The 22,889-nt window shown below is 68.5% G+C and carries 20 protein-coding genes, 1 tRNA gene, 1 rRNA gene and 1 pseudogene; all 23 read left to right on the top strand.

Annotated elements, in window-relative coordinates:
• Positions 1-73 (top strand): 5S ribosomal RNA (gene rrf, locus K3888_RS17995); the annotation flags it as partial.
• 646 nt (positions 74-719) lie between these two features.
• The gene (locus K3888_RS17585; RefSeq protein WP_295647869.1) at positions 720-1,337 is read left to right on the top strand and encodes a tetratricopeptide repeat protein; all 618 of its coding nucleotides are present in this window, start codon (positions 720-722) and stop codon (positions 1,335-1,337) included.
• 7 nt (positions 1,338-1,344) lie between these two features.
• A complete protein-coding gene (locus K3888_RS04755; protein ID WP_230929059.1) occupies positions 1,345-2,343 on the top strand; it encodes an HAD-IIA family hydrolase in 999 nt (332 codons plus the stop codon).
• Between the two features lie 9 nt (positions 2,344-2,352).
• The gene (locus K3888_RS04750; RefSeq protein ID WP_230929058.1) at positions 2,353-2,571 is read left to right on the top strand and encodes a hypothetical protein; all 219 of its coding nucleotides are present in this window, start codon (positions 2,353-2,355) and stop codon (positions 2,569-2,571) included.
• Positions 2,571-3,389, top strand: coding sequence for a TlyA family RNA methyltransferase (locus tag K3888_RS04745; protein ID WP_230929057.1), 819 nt, complete (start codon positions 2,571-2,573; stop codon positions 3,387-3,389). The genes K3888_RS04750 and K3888_RS04745 overlap by 1 nt, the downstream gene beginning before the upstream one ends.
• On the top strand, positions 3,386-4,315 hold the full coding sequence (locus K3888_RS04740) for an NAD kinase (protein ID WP_230929056.1): 930 nt from the start codon (positions 3,386-3,388) through the stop codon (positions 4,313-4,315). Before K3888_RS04745 ends, K3888_RS04740 begins: the two co-directional genes overlap by 4 nt.
• A gap of 9 nt (positions 4,316-4,324) precedes the next feature.
• Positions 4,325-6,070, top strand: a complete 1,746-nt coding sequence (recN, locus tag K3888_RS04735) for a DNA repair protein RecN (protein ID WP_230929055.1) — start codon at positions 4,325-4,327, stop codon at positions 6,068-6,070.
• Between the two features lie 59 nt (positions 6,071-6,129).
• A complete protein-coding gene (gene steA, locus K3888_RS04730; protein ID WP_230929054.1) occupies positions 6,130-7,302 on the top strand; it encodes a putative cytokinetic ring protein SteA in 1,173 nt (390 codons plus the stop codon).
• Positions 7,299-8,231 carry a copper transporter gene (locus K3888_RS04725; RefSeq protein WP_230929053.1) on the top strand — a complete coding sequence of 311 codons (933 nt, stop codon included), beginning with the start codon at positions 7,299-7,301 and terminating at the stop codon, positions 8,229-8,231. Before steA ends, K3888_RS04725 begins: the two co-directional genes overlap by 4 nt.
• Before the next feature lie 76 nt (positions 8,232-8,307).
• A complete protein-coding gene (pyrG, locus tag K3888_RS04720) occupies positions 8,308-10,041 on the top strand; it encodes a CTP synthase (protein ID WP_230929052.1) in 1,734 nt (577 codons plus the stop codon).
• A gap of 3 nt (positions 10,042-10,044) precedes the next feature.
• A complete protein-coding gene (locus K3888_RS04715) occupies positions 10,045-10,614 on the top strand; it encodes an NUDIX domain-containing protein (protein ID WP_230929051.1) in 570 nt (189 codons plus the stop codon).
• Between the two features lie 15 nt (positions 10,615-10,629).
• Entirely contained in the window at positions 10,630-11,580 is a 951-nt protein-coding gene (locus K3888_RS04710) for a site-specific tyrosine recombinase XerD (RefSeq protein ID WP_230929050.1), read from the top strand.
• Between the two features lie 74 nt (positions 11,581-11,654).
• On the top strand, positions 11,655-12,530 hold the full coding sequence (locus K3888_RS04705; RefSeq protein WP_230929101.1) for a ParA family protein: 876 nt from the start codon (positions 11,655-11,657) through the stop codon (positions 12,528-12,530).
• Positions 12,527-13,396 (top strand): segregation and condensation protein A, encoded by an 870-nt coding sequence (locus K3888_RS04700; protein ID WP_230929049.1) that lies wholly within the window; start codon positions 12,527-12,529, stop codon positions 13,394-13,396. Before K3888_RS04705 ends, K3888_RS04700 begins: the two co-directional genes overlap by 4 nt.
• Complete coding sequence (gene scpB / locus K3888_RS04695) at positions 13,387-14,088, top strand: SMC-Scp complex subunit ScpB (protein ID WP_372459528.1); 702 nt, start codon at positions 13,387-13,389, stop codon at positions 14,086-14,088. Before K3888_RS04700 ends, scpB begins: the two co-directional genes overlap by 10 nt.
• 28 nt (positions 14,089-14,116) lie before the next feature.
• Positions 14,117-14,854 (top strand): annotated as a pseudogene (locus K3888_RS04690) (pseudouridine synthase); the annotation flags it as partial.
• Complete coding sequence (cmk, locus tag K3888_RS04685) at positions 14,851-15,570, top strand: (d)CMP kinase (RefSeq protein WP_230929048.1); 720 nt, start codon at positions 14,851-14,853, stop codon at positions 15,568-15,570. The pseudogene K3888_RS04690 and the gene cmk, both read left to right, overlap by 4 nt.
• On the top strand, positions 15,567-17,024 hold the full coding sequence (gene der, locus K3888_RS04680) for a ribosome biogenesis GTPase Der (RefSeq protein ID WP_372459527.1): 1,458 nt from the start codon (positions 15,567-15,569) through the stop codon (positions 17,022-17,024). Before cmk ends, der begins: the two co-directional genes overlap by 4 nt.
• Before the next feature lie 69 nt (positions 17,025-17,093).
• Positions 17,094-17,167: transfer RNA gene (locus tag K3888_RS04675), tRNA-Pro, on the top strand.
• Between the two features lie 903 nt (positions 17,168-18,070).
• Positions 18,071-19,423: a glutamate decarboxylase gene (gene gad, locus K3888_RS04670; RefSeq protein ID WP_230929098.1), complete on the top strand. Its 1,353-nt coding sequence runs from the start codon at positions 18,071-18,073 to the stop codon at positions 19,421-19,423.
• 152 nt (positions 19,424-19,575) lie between these two features.
• Positions 19,576-20,277 (top strand): hypothetical protein, encoded by a 702-nt coding sequence (locus K3888_RS04665; protein WP_230929047.1) that lies wholly within the window; start codon positions 19,576-19,578, stop codon positions 20,275-20,277.
• A gap of 55 nt (positions 20,278-20,332) precedes the next feature.
• Entirely contained in the window at positions 20,333-21,412 is a 1,080-nt protein-coding gene (locus K3888_RS04660; protein ID WP_230929046.1) for a linear amide C-N hydrolase, read from the top strand.
• Positions 21,413-21,554: 142 nt separating this feature from the next.
• On the top strand, positions 21,555-22,886 hold the full coding sequence (locus tag K3888_RS04655; protein WP_308281882.1) for an ATP-binding protein: 1,332 nt from the start codon (positions 21,555-21,557) through the stop codon (positions 22,884-22,886).
• Positions 22,887-22,889: the final 3 nt, after the last annotated feature.

Here is a 22,889-nt window from a genome sequence, read left to right as displayed (position 1 = left end):
CCCGGAAGCTAAGCCTGCCAGCGCCGATGGTACTGCACTCGCGAGGGTGTGGGAGAGTAGGTCACCGCCGAACACAATTTGATAGACAGCGGGAGGGACACCACGTCCCTCCCGCTGTTCCTATTTGTCATGAATGTCTATCTGTAAACCCGAACCCGAGCCGGCACCCCGGCGGACGTAAGGTGAACGACGTGAACGAACCCCGGTCAGACAGCGCAGACCAGTCGCCCCGCCGCGGTGACCGCGACGTACCTCGTCGTGGTTACCGGGCCGGGACCTCCGGCCGACGGGACAACAGCTCCTACGGTGAACGTCGCGGCAATCGGTACGACGGCACCAACCGCGGCACCGACGCCGGCGAAGGCGGAGCGCGTCGCGGCCGGCCGTCGGACGGTCAACGTTCCGGCTCGCGCGACAGTGATGATCGCCGGGTCGGCAGCGATCATCGTCCCGCGGGCGCCCGCCGGGAAGACAGTCCTCGTCGAGACGGGGGCGGTCCCCGTCGTGCCTCTCGGCCGAACGACCACCGGGGCGGCTCGCGGAGTGGAAGCGTCCGCTCCGAGGGCGACCGTCGGCACGCCGGAGATCGGCGCGAGGGTTCTGATCGCCGATATGGTTCGGATCGCCCCGGGGCGGGGCGTCCCGGGCAGGATGCACGTGCCGCGGCCCGAGCTGACGAGCCTGCGCTGCCCGAGGACATCGAGGCCGCGGACCTGGACATGGAGATCCGACGGGACCTCCGAAGCCTGGACAAGGCCAACGCCGAGATCGTGGCGAAGCATCTCGTCGCGGCGATGTTCTTCGTCGATGAGGACCCCACATTGGCTCTGGCCCACGGTCGAGCTGCCAAGAACCGCGCGGGCCGCATCGGCGTCGTACGGGAGACGCTGGGCGTACTGGCGTACCGCGCGGCGGAGTGGGCTGAGGCCCTCGGGGAACTGCGTGCCGCTCGACGAATCTCGGGCGGCCCCGGACTGCTGGCCATGATGGCGGACTGCGAACGTGGTCTCGAGCGACCTCAGCGGGCTATCGAGATCGCCCGCGGTGAGGAGTCGCGCATGCTCGAGGGCGAGGATCTCGTGGAGCTTCGCATCGTGGAGGCCGGGGCCCGCGTGGACATGGAGCAGCTCGATGCGGCTCTGGTAACGCTCCAGGACGCCGGGGTGTCGGCGGAGGCGCAGGGTGAGTCGGCCGCGCGTCTCGACTACGCCTACGCCGAGGTACTGCTCGCAGCGGGTCGCACGTCCGAGGCCGCGGAGTGGTTCGGGCACGCGGTGGCGGCGGACCCGGAGCAGAACACCGACGCCGAAGCGCGACTCGCAGAGCTGGGGGACTGATTCGGCGGTGAGTACGTCCAGCCTGTCCAGACTCCACGATGCTCTTCTCGTCGACCTCGACGGCACCCTGTTCCGGGGGAGTGAGCCCATTCCGGGCGTGGCGGAAGGTCTAGAGCAGTCCGGCCTTCCCGTCGTCTACGTGACGAACAACGCGAGCCGCGCCCCGGCGGATACCGCTGCTCACCTGCGGGACCTCGGCTTCGCGGCCGCGGCCGACGAGGTCATGACCAGCGCGCAGGCCGCGGTGGTCATGGTCGCGGGTCAGGTTCCCGCAGGCTCCAAGGTGCTCGTCGTGGGCCACGACAGCTTCCGGGACCTCGTGCGGCAAGCGGGTTTCGAGGTGGTCCTGTCGGCGGATGACAATCCCGACGCCGTTCTTCAGGGACTGTCCAGGGAACTGACCTGGGGTGAGCTCGCCGAAGGCTGCCTCGCGATCCGCACGGGCGTGCCGTGGGTGGCCTCCAATACCGATGCGACCCTGCCGACCGAACGGGGACTGTTACCGGGCAACGGTTCTCTCGTCGCAGCGATGGAGACGGCGACCGATCGCACGCCTCTGGTGGCGGGTAAGCCCGCGGCCGGGGTACTCCGCGCCGCCGCCGACCTCGCCGGCTCGACGCGTCCGCTTGTCATCGGTGACCGTCTCGACACCGATATCGAAGGTGCCGTCGCAGCGGGTATGCCGTCACTGATGGTCCTGACCGGCGTCCACGGTGCCGCGGACCTGCTGGCGGCGCCGCCGGTTCGTCGGGCTACCCATCTCGCCCGGGACCTGACCGCGGTGAACGTGGAGGGCGAGGACTTCCTGATCGCCTCCGCAGCCGAGATCGCCGCGTCCGCTCGTGATGGGGTCCTCCATGTGGACTCGGTGCCCGATCACCTCGGGGATGTGCCGCTCGCCCGGTCCGTGATCCGGATGGCCTGGGCGCAGGATGTCGACCGCGTGGACGGCGATACCCCGGGCATCACGTCCCGGCTCACGGATGCGGGTTTCGTCGTCGGCTAGCGTGGAGTCGTGAGCACTCCCGCACCGCACCCTCGACCCGCGCCCTCGGGGTCCGACATCGACGCGCTCCGCGTGGCGTTCGACGACCTCCTCGCCGAGTCCGTGGGGCTGGTCGACCAGGGCGGTGGTGAGGAGATCGGCACCGTTCGAGACGACCAGGTGGCGGCGCTCGATGCGGCTCACGAGTTGCTGTCCGACGCGCTCTCGGCACTGGACTCCCAGCGCTGATGGCAGCACGCCGTATGCGACTCGACGCCGAGTTGGTCCGCCGAAAGATGTGCGACAGCCGGGAACGGGCACGAGATCTGATCGCTGCCGGCCGGGTGATCGTCAACGGTGTGGCGGCCAGCAAGCCGGCGACCCAGGTGGAGCCCACCACGTCCATCGCGCTGACCGCCTCCGACGAACCCGACTGGGCCTCGCGCGGCGCCCACAAACTGCTCGGCGCCCTGGACGCCTTCGACGTCGTCGTCGACGGGGCCCGCTGCCTGGATGCGGGCGCGTCGACCGGTGGGTTCACCGACGTGCTGCTCACTCGCGGGGCCGGTCGTGTCGAGGCCGTGGACGTCGGGTACGGCCAATTGGTGTGGAGACTGAGGAGCGACGACCGCGTCGGTGTCCACGACAAGACCAACGTGCGATCACTCACCCCCGAGGACATCGGGGGACAGGTCGACCTTGTGGTCTCGGATCTCTCGTTCATCTCTCTGGCGCTGGTCCTGCCGGCGCTGGCCCGCTGCGCGCGCCCGGAAGGAGCCCTGCTGCCCATGGTCAAACCCCAGTTCGAGGTAGGGCGCGACAGAGTCGGACAGGGCGGAGTCGTCCGTGACCCGGCGCTGCGGATCGAGGCGGTGACCGAGGTCGCCAGAGTCGCTGCGGAGAACGGGCTCGAGGCGATGGACTGCGTTGCGAGCCCATTGCCCGGCCCGTCGGGCAATGTCGAGTACTTCCTGCACTTGCGTAAGGTCGACGCCGGACGGACCGTGGAATGTGGTGACTCCGCGGTGGCCGCGATCCGTCAGGCTGTAGAGGAGGGGCCCAGGTGAGCACATCGGCGCCGTCAGGCCGGGGTCGTCGGATCCTGCTCGAACCCAACTTCGGCCGCCCGGACATCGTGGCGACCGTGGCGCAGGTCGTCCAGGCGTGTGCGGGACACGGGATCGCCGTGCGGATGCTGGAGGACACCAGTGCTCATGTGGCCACCGGTATCGCCGTGGAGACGGTTCCGGATACGCCGGACGCCGCGGACGGATGTGAGCTCGTCCTGGTGCTCGGGGGTGACGGGACCTTCCTCCGGGCCTGCCAGTACGCCAACGCGGCAGACGTGCCGGTGCTCGGGGTGAACCTCGGGCACATCGGCTTCCTCGCTGAGTCAGAGGTCGAATCCCTCAGCGGTGTGGTCGAACAGATCGCCGCCCGCGACTACCGGGTGGTCGAGCGGATGACCGTGGAGGCGACCGTCATCCACGGCGACGAGGTACTCGGCCGGGACTGGGCGCTCAACGAGGTCAGCATCGAGAAGACCTCCCGTCAGGGGGTGCTCGAGGCATCGGTGGAGATCGACGGCCGGCCGGTGAGCGATTACGGATGCGACGGCATGCTCGTCTCCACGCCGACCGGCTCCACCGCGTACGCGTTCTCCGCCGGCGGTCCCATCGTGTGGCCCGAACTCGACGCGATCCTCGTCGTCCCGAACAACGCCCACGCGCTGTTCGCCCGCCCGATGGTGGTCGCTCCCACCTCGCGGGTCGCGGTGGAGACCGGCGTGCGGTCCGGTTCATCGGCGGTGGTGCTCGACGGGCGCCGGACGATCGACGCGCCGGCGGGTAGCCGGGTCGAGGTAATCCGAGGTCGGCGGCCGGTCAAGTGGGTCCGATTGGATGACTCACCGTTCACCGACCGGCTGGTGACGAAGTTCGAGCTCCCCGTCACAGGGTGGCGCGGGCGGTCAGGTGTCCGTCCCCTCGCCTAGGGTGGGTGCGTGCTCACGGAACTCCGGATCAGCGGCCTCGGCGTCATCGACGAGGCTGTCGCCGACTTCTCGCCCGGCCTGTCGGTTCTCACCGGTGAGACCGGGGCGGGAAAGACGATGGTGGTCACGGGGCTGAGGCTGCTGGCCGGCGGCCGCGCCGACCCCGGCCGCGTACGCCGTGGTGCGGACAAGGCGCTCGTTGAAGGCCGGTTCGATCTCACGGCGGCTTCCACGATGGACGAGTCCGATCGGCGGGAACTCGATGGACTGCTCGAGGACTCGGATGCCGAGTTCGATGAGGACGGCAGCGTCATCGCCGTGCGGCGCGTAGGTGCTGACGGTCGCTCGCGCGCCCGGCTCGGGGGCCGCTCGGTTCCCGCCGGGACCCTGGGACGCTTCTGTGCCCCGCTGCTGGCGGTGCACGGACAGAATGACCAGCTTCGCCTGCTGCGGGCGGATCATCAACGTGATGCCGTCGACACCCATGGCGGGGACGCGGCCAGGGCTGCTCTCGAGGCCTATCGCGAGACCTTCCGCCGCTGGCGCAGGGCCGGGGCGTCGCTGGCGGAACGCACGGGCAGAGCCCGCGAGCTCGCTCGCGAGGCGGATCTGTTGCGGATGGGGCTCGAGGAGATCGACGCGTTGGCCCCGCAGTCAGGCGAGGGCGCTGAACTCGACGCGCTCATCCGTCGGCTCACCGATTCCGAGGAATTGCGCGAGATCGCCGGCCGGGCACACGAAGCCCTCGCCGGCGACGGCGAGACCGCGGAGCCGATGGTCGGGGTCCTCGATCAGCTCCGGCAACGGTTGTCAGGAGCTGACGACCCGGCGCTGGATCCCATCGCCACCAGCATCGGCCAGGCCGTCGCAGCCCTCGGCGACGCTGCCACCGAACTCGGCCTCTACCTGGCGGAACTGCCGGTCGATGCGGCGGATCTCGACTCGGCACTCGAGCGCCGGCACGATCTGCGGGCATTGACCCGCAAGTACGGCACCGATGTCGACGACGTGATCGACTGGGCCGAGAAGGCCAGGGTCCGGTTGACCGAGGTCGACACCTCGGACTCCGCGGTCGCCGAACTCGAAGCCACCGTCGCACGGCTGGCCGCCGAGCTGGCCGACCGGGGTGCAGCGCTGACGGACGTGCGGCGTGCAGCGGGCGCGGACCTCGCGGACCGCGTCTCCGCCGAACTGGCAGACCTGTCGATGGGCGGGGCGCGGCTCACGGTCCGGGTCACCCCTTCGGGGGACGGCCTGGAAGGCGCGACCGAGTCCGGTCTCGACGACGTCGTCCTCGAGCTGGACGGCCCCTCGGGCGCGGTGCCGTTGGGTAAGGGGGCCTCCGGAGGCGAACTCTCTCGCGTCATGCTCGCCCTCGAGGTGGTGCTCGCCGAGCGCTCCGGGGGAGGGACCCTGGTGTTCGACGAGGTCGACGCGGGGGTCGGCGGACGAGCGGCGCTGAGTATCGGAAAGCGTCTGGCCAGGCTCGCCCGAACCCATCAGGTCATCGCGGTCACGCACCTCGCACAGGTGGCCGCCTACGCGGACACCCACCTGGTCGTGCACAAGGACTCCGATGCCGACGCGGGCGACACCGTGGTCTCGGGCGTCCGTGCGGTCGCCGATACCGACCGGGTCACCGAGCTGGCACGGATGTTGGCCGGCATGGAGGACACGGACACCGGGCTCGCCCACGCCCGGGAGCTGCTCGAGACCGCCCAGAACCAGAAGTCTCAAGCTCTGGTCGACCGTTAAGCCGACACGCCGGGGCGACCTCCCTGTTCACAGGAATCACACGCGTGATACTCGTGCACATGAAGATGTCGGGTCTGCTCAACCGTCGTTCCAATGATCTCGCCGGTGTCGTCGGCGCTGTCCGCCAGGTCCCCGCGGGGGCACCGGCTCCGAAGAGGCTCGGTGGCAAGGACGTCGTCGTGCTGGACCTCAACCGCACGTCCGCTGCGACCGCCCGGGCGCTGGTCGACGCCGAGGTGGCCGCGGTCGTCCACGTCGCTCGCCCGGGCGAGGAGATGTTGCCGCGCGCGGCATTCCGCATCCTCGCCGGATCCACGGTGCCGGTGATCGAGGACGCGGACCTGTCCGGGGTGGCGGACGGCACCCGTGTCCGCATCGACGAGGGCGTGGTCTACTCGGTCAAGACCGACGAGGAACTGGCCACCGGGCGCGAGGCGGGTTCGGTCGACCTGCTCGCCGAGGTCGACGCGGCAGAGAGCTCCTACGTAGAATCCGCGCTGGCGCACCTGGCCAATTCCACCGAGTTCCTGAGCATCGAGCACCAGCTCCTCCTGGACGGGGAGGGACTGCCGGAGATCGACGTGGACTTCGTCGATCGTCACGTGGTGGTGGTGACCGGCTCGGAGGCCTCAAAGGAGCAGTTGGCGGACCTCAAGCCGTTCATCCGCGAGTACCGGCCCGTCCTGGTGGGTGTTGACGGCGGCGCCGAGTTGCTGCGCGCAGCGAAGCTGACCGCCGATCTCGTCGTCGCCACCCCCACCGCGGTCTCCGACGAGGTCTTCACCGACGGCGCCGCCCTGGTGGTGCCCGCGGACCGAGACGGTCGCGCGGAGGGCCTGGAGCGCATTTCCGAGCTGGGGATCGGTGCGACGACTTTTCCCGCCGCGGCGACCGCCCGCGACATGGCGCTGCTGCTCGCCTACCACGGCGGGGCCGAGATGATCGTCGCCACCGGCGAGGCCCGCGGGCTCGAGAACGCCTTCGGCGCATCGTCGTCCCCGTCGTCGACCATGGTGGACACCACCGTGGCGTCCCGCCTGGTCCATGCCGAGGCCTGCGCGACCCTCTACCGCTCGCGTGGTGCCGGGATCGGCCTGGCGCTGGTCGTGCTGGCCGCTCTCGTCGCCGTGGCGGTGGTGGTGCTCATGCGTGATTCCGCGCAGGACCTGCTGGTCTGGGCTGTCGAGAGCTGGAACTCCTTCGCGCTGTGGGTCCAGGGGCTCATCCGGTGATCTCCCTGCGTCGCCACGTTCTCACCCTGGTGGCGGTCTTTCTCGCGCTCGCGGTGGGGGTGGTACTCGGATCGACGTCCGTGGCGACGTCCATCCGGGACGCGGTGGTCGACAGGGAGGAGACGACCGCCGGGCAACTCGAGGCCGCCCAGCGGGAACTGGGCCAGAGCCGACTGGCGAACGATCGACTCGGCGCCCTGGCCGGCGATCTCACCCCCGCAGTGGTCGACGGTCGACTCGTGGACCGGCCCGTGCTCGTCGTGGTGGCCCCCGGCGCTTCGGCCGAGGACGTCGACGCGGTCACCGAGGCGATCTCCCTGGCGGGCGGGATAGATGCCGGTCGGATCCGACTGACGGACCGGGCTGTCGACCCGGAGGCCGACTCGGAGCTGGCGGCCCTCGTGGCCAATCTCCCCATCGGGGACTCACCCGCCGGGGACGCCGACATGGGAGCCCAACTGGGTACAGCTCTCGGGCGGGCCGGTCTCCTGCGCGGGGAGGACGCCGAGCCGCACCTCGACGACGAGGACCGGGCGACCGTGCTCACCACGTTGGCAGACGCGGAGATGATCGCCTACGAGCCGGGGACCATCCGTCCCGGGCAGCTCGCCGTGCTCGTGACAGGGCCCGGGGTCGACGAGGCGGCTGCTGTGCGGTCCGCCTCCCTGGCCCGGACGCTCGACAGCGAGGGCGCAGGCGTGGTCGTGGCGAGCGCGATCGGTGCCGGGGCGGGTCAGGACGCCGTCCTGGTACTCCGGTCCTCGGGGCAGGAGGACGCGTCGACCGTGGACAACGCGGGCACCGCGGCCGGACGCCTGGCGACGGTCCTGGCGCTGGCGGAACAGCTCGAGCGCGGGCAGGGTGATTATGGCCTGCGCCACGATGCGACCGCTGCGGCGCCGTCGCTCCCCCCGGCGCAGACTCGGTGATAGCCTGAAGCCCCGTGGGGTGCACCGGAGCCGCACCAGCTTTCATCCATTCCGGAGTCTTGACACGGGAGTCCCCTTGGCACTGAACCGAGCCGGATCGCGGACCGCGACCAAGCACATTTTCGTCACAGGTGGCGTGGCGTCGTCGCTGGGCAAGGGGCTCACCGCCTCGAGTCTGGGGCAGTTGCTCACCGCCCGCGGGCTCCGGGTGACCATGCAGAAGCTCGACCCGTACATCAATGTCGATCCCGGCACGATGAACCCTTTTCAGCATGGTGAGGTGTTCGTCACCGAGGACGGCGCAGAGGCGGACCTCGACCTCGGTCACTACGAGCGGTTCCTCGATCGGGATCTGAGCGCCAATGCCAACGTGACCACCGGTCAGGTCTACTCGGCGGTCATCGCCAAGGAGCGTCGCGGCGAGTATCTCGGCGACACCGTGCAGGTGATCCCGCACATCACGGATGCCATCAAGGAGCGCATCATCGCGATGGGCGCCCCCGACGCCGAGGGCCGGACCCCGGACGTGGTGATCACCGAGGTCGGTGGGACCGTCGGTGACATCGAGTCGCAGCCGTTCCTCGAGGCATGCCGTCAGGTGCGCCACTCGGTCGGTCGCGAGAACATCTTCTTCCTCCACGTCTCCCTGGTGCCGTACCTCGCGCCGTCCGGTGAGCTCAAGACCAAGCCCACCCAGCACTCCGTGGCAGCCCTGCGCTCGATCGGCATCGTGCCGGACGGACTGGTGCTGCGATGCGATCGTGACGTCCCCGACGCGCTCAAGGCCAAGATCGCGCTCATGTGCGACGTCGACCTGGAGGGCGTGGTCTCCACCCCCGACGCGCCGAGCATCTACGACATCCCCAAGGTGCTGTTCTCCGAGCACCTGGACACCCACGTGATCCGCAAGCTCAACCTGCCGTTCCGCGACGTGGACTGGACCGTCTGGGGCGACCTGCTCACGCGCGTGCACGAGCCGCGCGAAGAGGTCGAGATCGCTCTGGTCGGCAAGTACATCGACCTGCCGGACGCCTACCTCTCGGTCACCGAGGCCCTGCGTGCGGGTGGCTTCGCCCACCACGCCCGGGTCAACATCCGGTGGGTGGAGTCTGACGTCTGCGCGACCGAGGCGGGCGCGCGGGAGGCCCTGCGGGGCGTCGACGGCATGCTGATCCCCGGCGGGTTCGGTATCCGCGGCATCGAGGGCAAGCTCGGCGCCATCTCCTGGTCGCGCAAGAACCGGATCCCGTTGCTCGGGCTGTGCCTGGGCCTGCAGTGCTCGGTCATCGAGGCCGCCCGCTCGGTCGGGCTCGAGGGCGCCTCGTCCACCGAGTTCGAGCCGGACACCCAGCACCCGGTGATCTCGACGATGGCCGATCAGGTCGACGCGGTGTCCGGCAACGCGGACCTGGGCGGCACGATGCGCCTGGGCGCCTACCCGGCCGTTCTCGGCAAGGGCTCCCTCGTGGCGGAGGCCTACGGTGCCACGGAGATCTCCGAGCGTCATCGTCACCGCTTCGAGGTCAACAACGCCTACCGCGACAAGGTCTCCGAGTCGGGTCTGCAGTTCTCCGGCACCTCCCCGGACGGCCACCTGGTCGAGTTCGTCGAGTATCCGCGCGACCAGCATCCGTTCTTCGTGGCCACGCAGGCACACCCGGAGTACAAGTCCCGGCCCACCCGTCCGCACCCGCTGTTCGCGGCGTTCATCAAGGCTGCGTTGGACTACGAGAACGAGATGCGCCTGCCCGTCGAACCGTGGCGCGAGGGACAGCAGGGCGAGACCGCCGCGGCGGGCGACGAGGGCTGAGCCATGTCGGATCCAGGTACTCCCGGTTCGCATGACTACCGGACGGTGGCGAGTCGCGAGATCTTCGACGGCCGCGTCGTCCGCTTGCGCGTCGACACCCTGACCATGCCGGGCGGGGGCACCGCGGACCGGGAGATCTGTGGCCATGACGACGCGGCGGCCGTGGTCGCGGTGGACTCCGAGGGGCGGATCGTCCTGGTCCGCCAGTACCGGCACGCCGTGGGGGAGCGTCTGTGGGAGCTGCCCGCAGGCCTGTGCGATGTCGAGGGCGAGCCGCCGTTGGAGACCGCGCGGCGCGAACTCGTCGAGGAGGCCGGGGTCGAGGCCGACGACTGGCGGCCGGTCGTGGAGATCGTCCCGTCCCCGGGCTTCAGCACCGAACGTGTCCACCTTTACCTGGCCACCGGCCTACGTGACGTCGGCCGGCCGGAGGCCCGGCACGAGGAGGCGGACATGGAGGTCGCGCGCATGCCGTTGGCAGACGCCGTCGACGCGGTCCTGGACGGTCGGATCGTCAACGGCATCGCCGTGGCGGGCATCCTCGCGGCCCGGACGCTGCTCGACCGGGCCTGACGGCCCGTCACGAGCATGGTCGAGACGGTGACCGTGGAGTCGCAGATCCGCGGGTATCTGGATCACCTCGTCGTCGAACGGGGGGCCTCGACCCACACCCTCGCCGCCTATCGGCGCGACCTCGACCGGTACCGGCGACACCTCGACGCGGCGGGGGTGACGGACCTCGGGGCGGTGAGCGTGGCCCACGTCGAGGACTTCCGCGCCGCCCTGTCCACCGCCGACCCCGAGGCCGGCCGTCGAGCACTCGCGCCCAGCTCGGTCGCGCGAGCACTGGCGGCGGTGAGGGGCCTGCACCGTTTCTCGACACGGGACGGGGCGACCCCCGTCGACGCGGCTGCGGCGGTCACGCCCCCCAGCCCGCCCCGCAGGCTTCCCAAGGCCGTACCGGTGGACCGGATGATCGCGATGATCGAGTCCGCCGGCGGGACGGAGACCGATACCGAGCCCGCCCGCCTGCGTGACCGCGGCATGCTCGAGTTGCTCTACGCCTCCGGGGCGCGCGCCGCCGAGCTGATCGGGCTGGACGTCGATGACCTCGACGGACTCGACCGGCCCGAGGGCGGCGCGGTGATCCTGCGAGGAAAGGGCGGTAAAGAACGCATCGTGCCCCTGGGGCGGCCGGCGTGCGAGGCGGTGAACGCCTACCTCGTGCGGGCCAGGCCCGCGCTGGCGGTGAAAGGCGGACCCGCCCTGTTCCTCAACGCCCGCGGCGGGCGGCTCTCCCGGCAGACACTGTGGAACGTCGTGTCCGCAGCGGCGCGACGCGCCGGCCTGGCACCCGATGTCTCGCCGCACTCCTTCCGGCACTCGTTCGCCACCCATCTTCTCGACGGCGGCGCGGACATCCGGGTGGTCCAGGAGCTCCTGGGACACTCGTCGGTCACCACGACCCAGGTGTACACGCTCGTCACCGTCGACACACTGCGCGAGGTCTGGGCCGAGTGTCACCCGCGGGCACGGTAACGTGGCCGGGGATACGGCCCGGGTGCGGGTGAGGGCGACGAGAGGAGACGCGGGTGGCGCAGAACACTGGGGCGATGGACCCCGCACTGTTCTCCCGCGCGGAACTGTTGGGAGCCGACGACCCGGCAGCAGGTGAGGGGTTCTCCGCGATCCCCGACCCCGAACCGCTCACCACGCACGGCCCGGCGATCGTCCTGTCGATGTGCAACCAGAAGGGCGGCGTCGGCAAGACCACCAGCACCATCAATCTCGCCGCCGCGCTCGCCGAGTACGGGCGTCGGGTGCTCGTGGTGGACCTGGACCCGCAGGGCGCGCTCTCCGCGGGGCTGGGGATCCGGCATCACGAACTCGAGTTGACCGTCTACAACCTGCTGGTCGACCACAGCGTCTCCACGGAGGAGGTGCTGGTGCGCACTCGGGTCGAGGGCGTGGACCTCATCCCGGCCAACATCGACCTGTCGGCGGCAGAGATCCAGCTGGTCAACGAGGTCGGGCGCGAACAGGCCCTGGGCCGGGCGCTGTACCCGGTGCTGGACCGCTACGACTATGTGCTGGTCGACTGCCAGCCCTCGCTCGGCCTGCTCACGGTCAACGCGCTGGCCTGCTCCGACGGCGTGCTCATCCCCATGGAGTGCGAGTACTTCTCGCTCCGAGGTCTGGCACTACTCACCGACACGATCGACAAGGTGCGCGATCGGATCAACCCGCGCCTGCACCTGATGGGCATCCTCATCACCATGTTCGACCGCCGCACCGTCCACGCGCGCGATGTGCTGGGTCGGGTGGTCGAGGTGTTCGGCGACAAGGTCTTCGACACCCTGGTCACCCGGACCGTCCGGTTCCCGGAGACGACCGTGGCCGGCGAGCCCATCACGACGTGGGCGCCGCGTTCGGGCGGCGCCCAGGCGTACCGGGCGCTGGCCCGCGAGGTCATCCAGCGCGGTAGATGAGCGGCCCGGTGTCCGATGTGCAGGCCCCTCAGGGGGAGGGGACACCGACGGTCGAGGAGGCGGTCGCTCCGGAAGAGGCGGTCGCCCGCGCTTTCACCGTTCACCTGACCAACTTCACGGGTCCGTTCGACCTGCTCCTCAAACTGATCGACTCCCGCCGCCTCGACGTGACCGAGGTGGCGCTCCACGCCGTAACCGACGAGTTCATCGCCCACACGCGGCATCTGGGGGCGGAGGCCGGACTCGAGGAGGTCACCGAGTTCCTCGTGGTGGCCGCTACGCTGCTCGATCTCAAGACCGCGCGTCTGGTGCCCTCGGGTGAGGTCCAGGACCCGGAGGACCTGGCCCTGCTGCAGGCCCGTGATCTGTTGTTCGCCCGGCTGCTGCAGTTCCGGGCGTTCCGGCGGGTCGCCGAGCTGTTCGCCGAACTCGATCGCACCGCGCGCCGGGCGTACCCACGGACCGCGGGCCCGGACGAGGAGTTCCTGGGCCTGCTGCCCGAGGTCGAGCTGGGGGTGGATGCCACCCAGCTCGCTACCATCGCCGCGGTGGCATTCCGGCCGCGCCCGGTCGACGAGGTGGGTGTGGCGCACGTCCATGCGCCCGTCGTGTCGGTGCCGGAGCAGGCCGGCCGGGTCCTGGAACTGTTGCGATTCCGGGGACGCGGGGAGTGGGTGGACTTCCGTGAACTCGTCTCCGGGTGTGAGGAATCCCTCGTCGTCGTCGCACGCTTTCTGGCGCTGTTGGAGTTGTACCGGGCGCGCGCGGTCGCGCTCGCGCAGGACGAGGCGCTGGGCGACCTCCTGGTGAGTTGGACGGGAGAGGAGGCCGACGAGGTGACGAGGGGAAGGGACGAGTGGACGTGAGTGACTACGACAACGCCGGAGCCCCCGGCACGGACACGGGCCTGGCGGCGGACCCGGATCCCGATGCTCCGCCCCTTCGTGCTCGACTGGAGGCGCTGCTGCTGGTGGTGGACCAGCCCACGCCGGAGTCGGCACTCGCTTCGGCCGCGAGCGCGTCGGTCGGTGAGGTGGACGCCGCCCTGCGGGCCTGGCGGGATGAACTGACGGCGACGGGCAGCGGGATGGATCTGCGGCGCACGGGGGAGGGGTGGCGCCTCTACACCCGTCGCGAGCTCGCCCCGTATGTAGAGCGGCTTCTGACCGACGGCACGCGGTCCACGCTCACCCGTGCAGCGCTCGAGACCCTCGCGGTGATCGCCTACCGCCAGCCGGTCACCCGTTTGCGCATCGCGGCGGTGCGCGGCGTCAACGTCGACGGCGTGATGCGGACGCTCGTCGCGCGCGGATTGGCCGTGGAATGCGGCACTGACGCCGACACCGGGGGCATCCTGTATAGGACCACAGAGCTATTTCTGGAAAGATTGGGCCTCGCGTCGCTCGATGAGCTTCCGGACATCGCCCCGTTGCTGCCGGACGTCGACCTGGTCGATGAGATGAGTGACGATCCCGCGGAGGATCCGCGGATCCCCGTGGGGCGGCGCCGGACGTCGGCGCCCGCACCCGAAACCGAACCCGACCACGAAGAGATGTGACATCCCCATGACTGAATCCGCTGGCCGAGAAGGCGCACCGGTCCGGCTCCAGAAGATCCTCGCGCAGGCAGGTGTGGCCTCCAGGCGCGCCTCCGAGGACCTCATCGCGAGGGGAAGGGTCGAGGTCAACGGCCGTGTCGTCCGCGAGATGGGCATCAAGGTCGATCCCGCGACCGCGGTGATCCGCGTGGACGGCACGAGGATCGTCCTCGACGACACTCTGGTGCACCTCGCCCTGAACAAGCCGCGCGGCTACCACACCACCATGTCCGACGAGCGGGGACGGCCCTGCGTGGGCGACCTGGTCGCGGACCGCATCGACGCGGGACAGCGACTGTTCCACGTGGGTCGGCTCGACGCCGACACCGAGGGCCTGCTCCTGGTCACCAACGACGGAGAGCTGGCACACCGGCTCATGCACCCGTCGTACGAGGTGTCCAAGACCTACATGGCGACCGTGACCGGGGTCGTGGGCAGGGGCGTGGGTAAACAGCTGCGTGACGGTGTCGAGCTGGAGGACGGCCCGGCGAAGGTCGACCAGTTCTCACTCCTCGACGTCCACGACGGCAAATCGCTCGTCAAGGTGGTTCTGCACGAGGGGCGAAAGCACATCGTCCGCCGGATCCTCGCCGAAGTGGGGCACCCGGTCGAGGCGCTGGTGCGGACCCGGTTCGGCGCGGTGGCGCTCGGTGACCAGCGCGCGGGGAGCTTCCGCAAGCTCAACCGTAAAGAGGTCTCCGACCTGTACGCGGCGGTGGGGCTGTGAGCGCGTCACGTCCGAGCCGCCGGATCGCGATCGACGGGCCCGCCGGAACGGGCAAGTCCACGCTCGCACGCACACTCGCCGGGCGCGTCGGTGGTGCCTATCTCGACACCGGCGCGATGTACCGGGTGGCGACCCTGCACGTGCTCCGTGAGGGGATCGACCCGGAGGACGGCGAGGCGGTGAGCGCCGCCACCGCGGATCTCCCGCTGGAGATCGGTACCGACGCCGGGGCCGAGCGGATCCTGCTGGCCTCCGAGGACGTGAGCGAGGAGATCCGGACCGCCCCCGTCACCGCGAACGTCTCCGCGGTGTCCGCCGTCGCGCAGGTGCGGGAGAATCTCGTGAGGTTGCAGCGCCGTCTAGCGGCCGGCGGCGGCACCGTGGTCCTCGAGGGCCGGGACATCGGGACGGTGGTCCTGCCCGACGCGGAGGTGAAGGTGTACCTCACCGCGAGCCCCGAGGTGCGGGCCCGGCGGCGTACCGATCAGGACCGGGCCGCGGGGCGCGCGGCCGAGTACGACGAGGTGCTCGCCGCGGTCATCGAGCGCGACCGCAAGGACTCCACGCGCGCGGCGAGCCCGCTCCGGCCGGCGGCCGACGCCGTGGTGATCGACACCTCAGACCTCACCCTCGAGGAGGTGCTCGACCGCCTGGTCGCGCTCGCCGAGGGAACCGAGGCGTCGCAGGGCGCCACCGTAGAAGGGAACGCACAGTGACCGGCACCGAGGATTTCGACCTGCCCACCGGCCCGAGCGAGGAGACCATCGAAGACGGCTGGAGCGACGAGACCGACTGGGAGTCGATCGCGGCCGAGTACGCGGACCAGATCGGGACGGAGGCCGAAGGCGTCGAGATCCTGCCGACCGTCGCGATCGTCGGCCGGCCCAACGTCGGAAAGTCCACGCTGGTGAACCGGATCATCGGGCGGCGTGAGGCGGTCGTCGAGGACGTCCCCGGCGTGACGCGGGACCGTGTGTCCTATGAGGCGCTGTGGAACGGCCGGGCGTTCATGGTGCAGGACACCGGCGGCTGGGAGCAGGACGCCAAGGGCATGCACCGGTCGATCGCCCAGCAGGCGGAGATCGCGATGGGGACCGCCGACCTCATCGTGCTGGTCTGCGACGGCACCGTGGGGATCACCTCCGGGGACGAGACCGTCGCCAAGTCGCTGCGCCGGTCCGACACCCCCGTGATCCTCGCGGTGAACAAAGTCGACAGTGAGAAGGCGGAGCTCGAGTCCGCCGAGTTCTGGGCGCTGGGCCTGGACCAGCCGTATTCGCTCTCGGCCGCGCACGGACGGGGCACGGGCGACCTCCTGGACGCGATCATGAGCCGGTTGCCGTCCAAGGCGACGATGCGGGAGGTGACCGACGTCCCCCGACGCGTCGCACTGGTGGGCAAGCCCAACGTGGGCAAGTCCAGTCTTCTCAACAAGCTCACCGGCGAGGACCGCTCAGTGGTCGACAACGTCGCCGGCACCACGGTGGACCCGGTGGATTCGCTGGTCGACCTCGGTGGCCGGACCTGGCGATTCGTGGATACCGCGGGCCTGCGCCGAAAAGTCAATCAGGCCTACGGGCACGAGTACTACGCGTCTCTGCGGACCCGCGGCGCGATCGAGGCGGCCGAGGTGGTCGTGTTGCTCCTCGACGCCTCCGAGCCGATCACCGAGCAGGACCTGCGGGTGATCTCGATGGTCGCCGACGCCGGGCGCGCACTGGTGATCGCGTTCAACAAGTGGGATCTCGTCGACGAGGACCGGCGTTACGACCTCGACCGGGAGATCGACCGCGAGTTGTCCAAGGTTCTGACGTGGGCGCATCGCGTCAACATCTCGGCCCAGACGGGACGGTCACTGGCCAAGTTGGTCCCCGCTATGGAGACGGCCCTGGAGTCGTGGGACAAGCGGATCCCGACCGGACCGCTCAACACGTGGATGAACGAGGTCGTGGCGGCCACGCCACCCCCGATGCGAGGTGGGCGTCTGCCCAGGATCAGGTTCTGCACCCAGGCGACCACCCGGCCGCCCACGTTCGTGTTCTTCTCAACCGGGTTCCTCGAGGCGAATTACCGCCGATTCCTCGAGCGACGGCTGCGGGAGACCTTCGGGTTCGACGGCTCCCCGGTGCGCGTCAACGTGCGGGTCAAGGAGCGCCGACAGCGGAAGTGACCCCGATTTCCAGTTGCGACCGGGGGTGCGATACTCTGTTCCAGTCGCCGCGGTGAGAGCCGCGGGAGACGGGCTGTGGCGCAGCTTGGTAGCGCACTTGACTGGGGGTCAAGGGGTCGCAGGTTCAAATCCTGTCAGCCCGACACTAAAGCCCTGGTGGGATCTATCCCGCCAGGGTTTTTTGTCATTCCTGCGCGTGAGGCGAATTCTGGGGACGTTGCAACACCTGAGTGTATTTGAGATGTTGCGTTGTGGGTGTTGGGGGCTCTTATTGGGAGTGTCCGTCGGCGCATTCGCGCACTTGGCTGGCGGCGGCGTAGCGTCATTCGACTGGTGATGGGCGTGCCGCGATCAGGGCTGCTTTGGCGTCGGGAATGGAATCGATGGATGTTGCTCGCGCGGTCGGTGCCAGTTCGTCGTCGGTGTATCGGGCCGGGATGGCTGCCGGGCTGTGAGTACGCCACTCAGAGGGGATGACTCGAGGTCCACAACCGAGTGGTGCGGGTACCACTTGTTGCGGGCTCGAGCGATGGATCGTCGCGGAGCTGCCGTGGCGGTTGAACCGACCTCGGCATATTCGGCCCTGAGGATCTCGAGCACGTAGCCCAGGAGCTCAACGACCGACCCCGCACGACCCTGAATTTAGACCCACCCGCCGAGCGGATGCGAGACCGTAGAGCCTCAATTGAGGGATAGTCGTGCTGCAGAGATCCGTAGAGCCCAAGTGACCGATGCGTCCCGGGTGCAGATGGAACCCGATCCGCGCCACAGGATCTCGAGGTGGCGTGGTCGGCCAGCGGAGGTGTGAGCGGCGCCCAAGTTCGCAGGTATCGATACGTCTGTGCGTTCATCAGGGATGGCTTATATTTCTGGGGTACCGTTAGGCCAGCTGGGAGGCAAGAGGGCCGGAGGGTCATTGAGGTTTGCCGGAAAGCGACCGACCATCCGTTCACGTCGTCCGCCCTGCTATCCGATAGCCGAGAGAAGTGAGGACCCACGTGTCAGAGACGTACCGCGACGCCGCTTCGCAGTCAGCCGATACGCAGCTGGAGATCAACCCGGTGTTCGCACGTCCGGGTGAGGCGACTTCCCTGCCCAAGTTCAAGATGCCCGAGGACATGATGGCCGGTGAGACGGCCTATCAGATCGTCCACGATGAGGCCATGCTCGACGGGAACTCGCGATTGAATCTCGCGACGTTCGTCTCCACCTGGATGGATGAGAACGCGCAGAAGATCTATGCCGAGACCGCCGACAAGAACATGATCGACAAAGACGAGTACCCGGCCACGGCGGCCATCGAGGATCGTTGCTGGAGAATTCTCGCCGACCTGTGGAACGTCCCGGACACCGAGGACACCATCGGAACATCGACTGTCGGGTCCTCCGAGGCCTGCATGCTGGGCGGGCTCGCGCTCAAGCGCCTGTGGCAGGAGAAGCGCAAGGCAGAGGGTAAGTCCACCGAGAAGCCCAACCTCATCCTGTCGGCCGGCGTCCAGGTCGTCTGGGAGAAGTTCTGCAACTACTGGGACGTCGAGGCCCGCTACGTGCCGGTCACCGAGGAGCACCTCGTGCTCGACGGCTTCGAACTGGAGAAGTACGTCGACGAGAACACCATCGGTGTGGTCGCCATCCTCGGCCAGACCTACACCGGTCTTTACGAGCCGGTGAAGGAGATCGCCGCAAAGCTGGACGAGATCCAGGCCTCGACCGGTCTCGATGTGAAGATCCACGTCGATGGTGCGTCGGGAGCGATGGTCGCCCCGTTCTGCCAGCCGGAACTGGAGTGGGACTTCAAGATCGACCGCGTCAATTCGATCAGCACCTCGGGCCACAAGTACGGTCTGGTCTACCCTGGCGTTGGCTGGGTTGTGTGGCGGAACAAGGCCGTCTGCCCGGAGAGCCTGATCTTCCACGTGAGCTACCTGGGTGGCGACATGCCCACCCTGGCACTGAACTTCTCGCGTCCGGGTGCGCAGGTGCTCCTGCAGTACTACCAGTTCCTGCGTCTGGGCCGTGAGGGCTACCGGGCGGTCCAGCAGGGATCGATCGACGTCGCGACCTACCTGTCCTCCGAGATCGGGAAGATGGGTCAGTTCACCCTCGTCAGTCGAGGTGACACGATCCCCGTCTTCGCGTGGAAGCTCAACCCGGGTGACCGAAACTGGGACCTGTACGACCTCGCCGATCGTCTGCGGATGCGCGGGTGGCAGGTGCCCGCTTACCCGATGCCCGACAACCTCTCCGACATGGTCGTCCAGCGCATCGTCGTCCGCCTCGGCCTGAGCCGGGACCTCGCAGGCCTGCTGCTCGACGCCATCAAGGAAGAGGTCGATTTCCTGGAGAACCTCGATGCGCCGATCCCACGCGAGCGTCCCCGAACCAACTTCACGCACTGACGTGAGCCGGGGCCGAGCCCGTCGCGCCCGGCCTGGGCGCGACGGACGCGCCCTCAGCGGATGAACCGCCCGGGCCGGAGGTTTCCGGCCCGGGCGGACGTCCGTCTCCGACCCCCTGCACTCTTCTGACCCGCTGGATGGTGGACATCTCCATGACCCGTTCCCGAGCTGGCTCTGCCACCGGCCGAGCGCTCCCGATCCTGGTTCCCACGCTGACCAAGCAGTCCTGGTCCTTCATGATCGGATCAACGTTGTTCGCGGTGGGCGCGGCGGTGGCGATCTGGGATCTCGGCTCGTCGAACCTGACCAACATGCTCTGCTTCATCGGAGCGTGGTTCTTCACCGCCGCAGGACTCATGCAGACGATCCTCAGCGGGGCGGCCACGACCGAGGTCGACTACGGGCCGGGGAGGATGTTCCGGGCAGTCTGGCTGGCCGCAGCCATCCAGAGCGTCGGCACGATCCTGTTCAATGTGAGCACCAGCGCGGCTCTGAGTGCACAGACCGTGCAGGCCGATGAGCGACTGGTGTGGAATCCGGACGCCGGCGGTTCCGTCGCCTTCCTTATCAGCGCCGCGTTCGTTTACGTCGCCTACTATCGCGAGCGGTCCACCCTGTGGGAACCGGGCCAGTCCGGGTGGTGGTCCGCGCACATCAACATGGCCGGATGTATCGCCTTCGGCGTCTCCGCCGTAGGTGCGTTCGTCCTCTCGAACGGCTCGCTCGAGAACGCGACGGTGGCCAATTGGGGCACCTTCATCGGTGCAATCTGCTTCTTCTCCGCCTCGGCTATCGCGCTACCCCAGCTCAGCTGGAACCATCGGGAAACCGAAGCCGCACCAGGGGCATCCTGACCCGCACGCGCACAGTATTTCAGACAAGATCCATGAGAAAGGACGTGCCTCTTACATGTGCACGCGAGTTTTATGGCCAGATGCCAACGGGGCGGTCATCGTCGGCAGGAATATGGATTTCCACATGGACCTGCTGACAAACCTGTGGAAATTCCCGAGGGGTGTCGAGCGCGCGGACGGAGTCTCCGGGGGCCTCGTGTGGAAGGCCCGGTACGGCAGCATCGTCGCGACGGCATTCGATCTGATCGCCACCGACGGGATGAACGAAGCAGGGTTCGCGGGTCACATCCTGTGGCTGGCGGAGTCCGACTACGGAAAGCCCGAGCCGACATCAACGCAGCTCAGCCAGTCGGTCTGGCTGCAGTACTACCTGGACAACTTCGCGACGGTCGCAGAGGCTGTGGAGTGGACCCGGTCCACCGAGGTCGGAATCGCCCAGCTCTTCGACCCCACGGGGCACCTCGTCCCCACGCTGCATCTGGCGATCAACGACGCGTCCGGCGACTCCGCCATCATCGAATACGTCGACGGCACGCCCACCATCTACCACAGTCGTGACTACAAGGTCATGACCAATTCCCCGACGTTCGACAAGCAGCTTGAACTTGTAAAGCAGATCCGGGGACTCGGGGGAGATGCACCGCTCCCCGGCTCGACGTTGGCGAGCGACCGTTTCGCGCGGGCGTCGTTCTACGTCGAGAACCAAGTACAGCCCGAGACCCAGCTCGACGCGATCGCGGCGATGTTCAGCATCATCCGCAACGCGGCCCAGCCTTTCCGTACCCCGGAGCCGGGTAAGCCGGATGCCTCACAGACGATCTGGCAGGTCGTGCTCGATCTGACCAACAGACGCTATGTCTTCGAGTCGACGACCCGCCCCAACATCGTCTGGGTGGATCTCGCGGACATGGACTTCGGCGAGGGCTCCGGCAGCAGCCGGCTCGACCTCGTGGGACGGATGGCCCTGGAGGGCGGCCTCGCGGGAAACGTGTCGGAGGAGTTCCACGAGGTGGACGACTTCACCTCCGAGGTGCTCGCCACCGGCGTCCGGGCTCTCGAGTACATAGCCCGGAAGCAGGACGAGTTCGCCGTGTTGGCCGCCTCCGTGCAGAACCTGGTCGGCACCCGGAAGTGATGCAACCGGGACGCGGGGCGCCGATCACTGTGCTCCGGCGCCCCTGGGTTGTCTCTGCGGTCACGTCGGAATTCGGTAGCAGCACTGATCGGTGACGGCCCCGGGAACAGAGCGGGAAACCACGGGTGACGAGGAGATTCCGATGACCACGAAACTGACGATCGGCACGGTTGCCGGTGAGCCCGGGGCTGACGCGGTGCTGGATGCGAGACGCTTCAACCGCCACACCTTCTGGTGTGGTCAGAGTGGTAGCGGAAAAACCTACTCGCTGGGCGTCGTGCTCGAGCAGTTGTTGCTCGAGACGGACCTGCCCATGGTGATCTTCGACCCCAACGCCGACTACGTCCGGCTGTCCGAACCGAGGGTGGACGCAGACCCTGCTGACGCCTCCCGATTGACGGATCGCGATATCAGGGTCTTCCGCTCATCCGCGGGCGTGGGGGAGCCGCTGAGGGTCCGCTACCTCGACCTGTCGTCGTCATCCAAGGCGGCGCTGCTCCAGCTCGATCCGATCGCCGATGCAGAGGAGTGCAACGTCCTGTTGCGTGCAGACGTGCGCCGCGACGCGTTCGACGAGGACACGGTGGTCGACCGGCTGCGGACGTCGTCCGAGCCCGGTGAGGTGCGGCTGTCGTATCGGATGGAGAACCTCGAGGTGCTCGAGTGGAGCCTGTGGTCACGCGGTTCCGGTTCCGTCGTCGACGAGATCGACCGGCGTCCGCGAGCGACGGTGATGGACCTGGGCGGGTTTCCCCACCCCTCGGAGTCGAAGGTCGCGGCATTGGCGGTCCTGGAGCACTTGTGGGAGCGACGGGAGGAGCGGCGACCGCTCCTCATCGTGATCGACGAGGCGCACAACGTGTGTTCACCAGCGCCCGAGACCGACGTCGAGCGTGCCCTGACCCGGCAGCTGATCCAGATCGCCGCGGAGGGACGGAAGTTCGGCCTCTGGCTCCTGTTGTCGACCCAGCGTCCGGGCAAGATCCACCCCAACGTGCTGTCCCAGTGCGACAACCTGGGTCTCATGCGGATCAACTCGCCGCGAGACCTGACGGAGCTGGCCGAGGTGTTCGGTTTCGTCGGAGACGATCTGATCCAGCAGGCGAGCGGTTTCCCACAGGGGCGGGCTCTGTTCGCCGGGGGCTTCATCTCCGCGCCGAGCGTCATCCAGATGGGTCGTCGTCTGACAGAGGAAGCCGGAGGTGATGTGATGGTGCCGATTCCCGGGATGGAAGGGAACAGGCGTGACTCGCCCTTCGTTATATCCGTTGTGGTATCCCGTGACATCGAGATGCCATTGTGGGTACCGGGCGAGGAGGGTGCATGGAACGCGAGAGCACGGCGCGCACGGCACGGGATCGGATCGTCTCCGACGTCGACAGGATGTGTCACGGGGAGGGCGACCCCCCGATTTCCGAACTGTCGGACCGCGCCGCTCTACTGGTGGCATGTGGCCTGGTGGAACCACGGATAGCTG

It is taken from the genome of Dietzia aurantiaca (assembly GCF_021033825.1).
GTDB classification, from domain to species: domain Bacteria; phylum Actinomycetota; class Actinomycetes; order Mycobacteriales; family Mycobacteriaceae; genus Dietzia; species Dietzia aurantiaca.
Note: the sequence above shows the minus strand (reverse complement) of the source record. Positions and strands in the feature narration are given on the sequence as shown.

Excerpts from the sequence above, each read along its gene's own strand:
- K3888_RS17585 (WP_295647869.1), top strand. The coding sequence starts at position 720 with ATGGAGATCCGACGGGACCTCCGAAGCCTGGACAAGGCCAACGCCGAG.
- K3888_RS04745 (WP_230929057.1), top strand. The coding sequence starts at position 2,571 with ATGGCAGCACGCCGTATGCGACTCGACGCCGAGTTGGTCCGCCGAAAG.
- steA (WP_230929054.1), top strand. The coding sequence starts at position 6,130 with ATGAAGATGTCGGGTCTGCTCAACCGTCGTTCCAATGATCTCGCCGGT.
- K3888_RS04715 (WP_230929051.1), top strand. The coding sequence starts at position 10,045 with ATGTCGGATCCAGGTACTCCCGGTTCGCATGACTACCGGACGGTGGCG.
- K3888_RS04710 (WP_230929050.1), top strand. The coding sequence starts at position 10,630 with ATGGTCGAGACGGTGACCGTGGAGTCGCAGATCCGCGGGTATCTGGAT.
- K3888_RS04705 (WP_230929101.1), top strand. The coding sequence starts at position 11,655 with ATGGACCCCGCACTGTTCTCCCGCGCGGAACTGTTGGGAGCCGACGAC.
- K3888_RS04700 (WP_230929049.1), top strand. The coding sequence starts at position 12,527 with ATGAGCGGCCCGGTGTCCGATGTGCAGGCCCCTCAGGGGGAGGGGACA.
- K3888_RS04665 (WP_230929047.1), top strand. The coding sequence starts at position 19,576 with ATGACCCGTTCCCGAGCTGGCTCTGCCACCGGCCGAGCGCTCCCGATC.
- K3888_RS04660 (WP_230929046.1), top strand. The coding sequence starts at position 20,333 with ATGTGCACGCGAGTTTTATGGCCAGATGCCAACGGGGCGGTCATCGTC.
- K3888_RS04655 (WP_308281882.1), top strand. The coding sequence starts at position 21,555 with ATGACCACGAAACTGACGATCGGCACGGTTGCCGGTGAGCCCGGGGCT.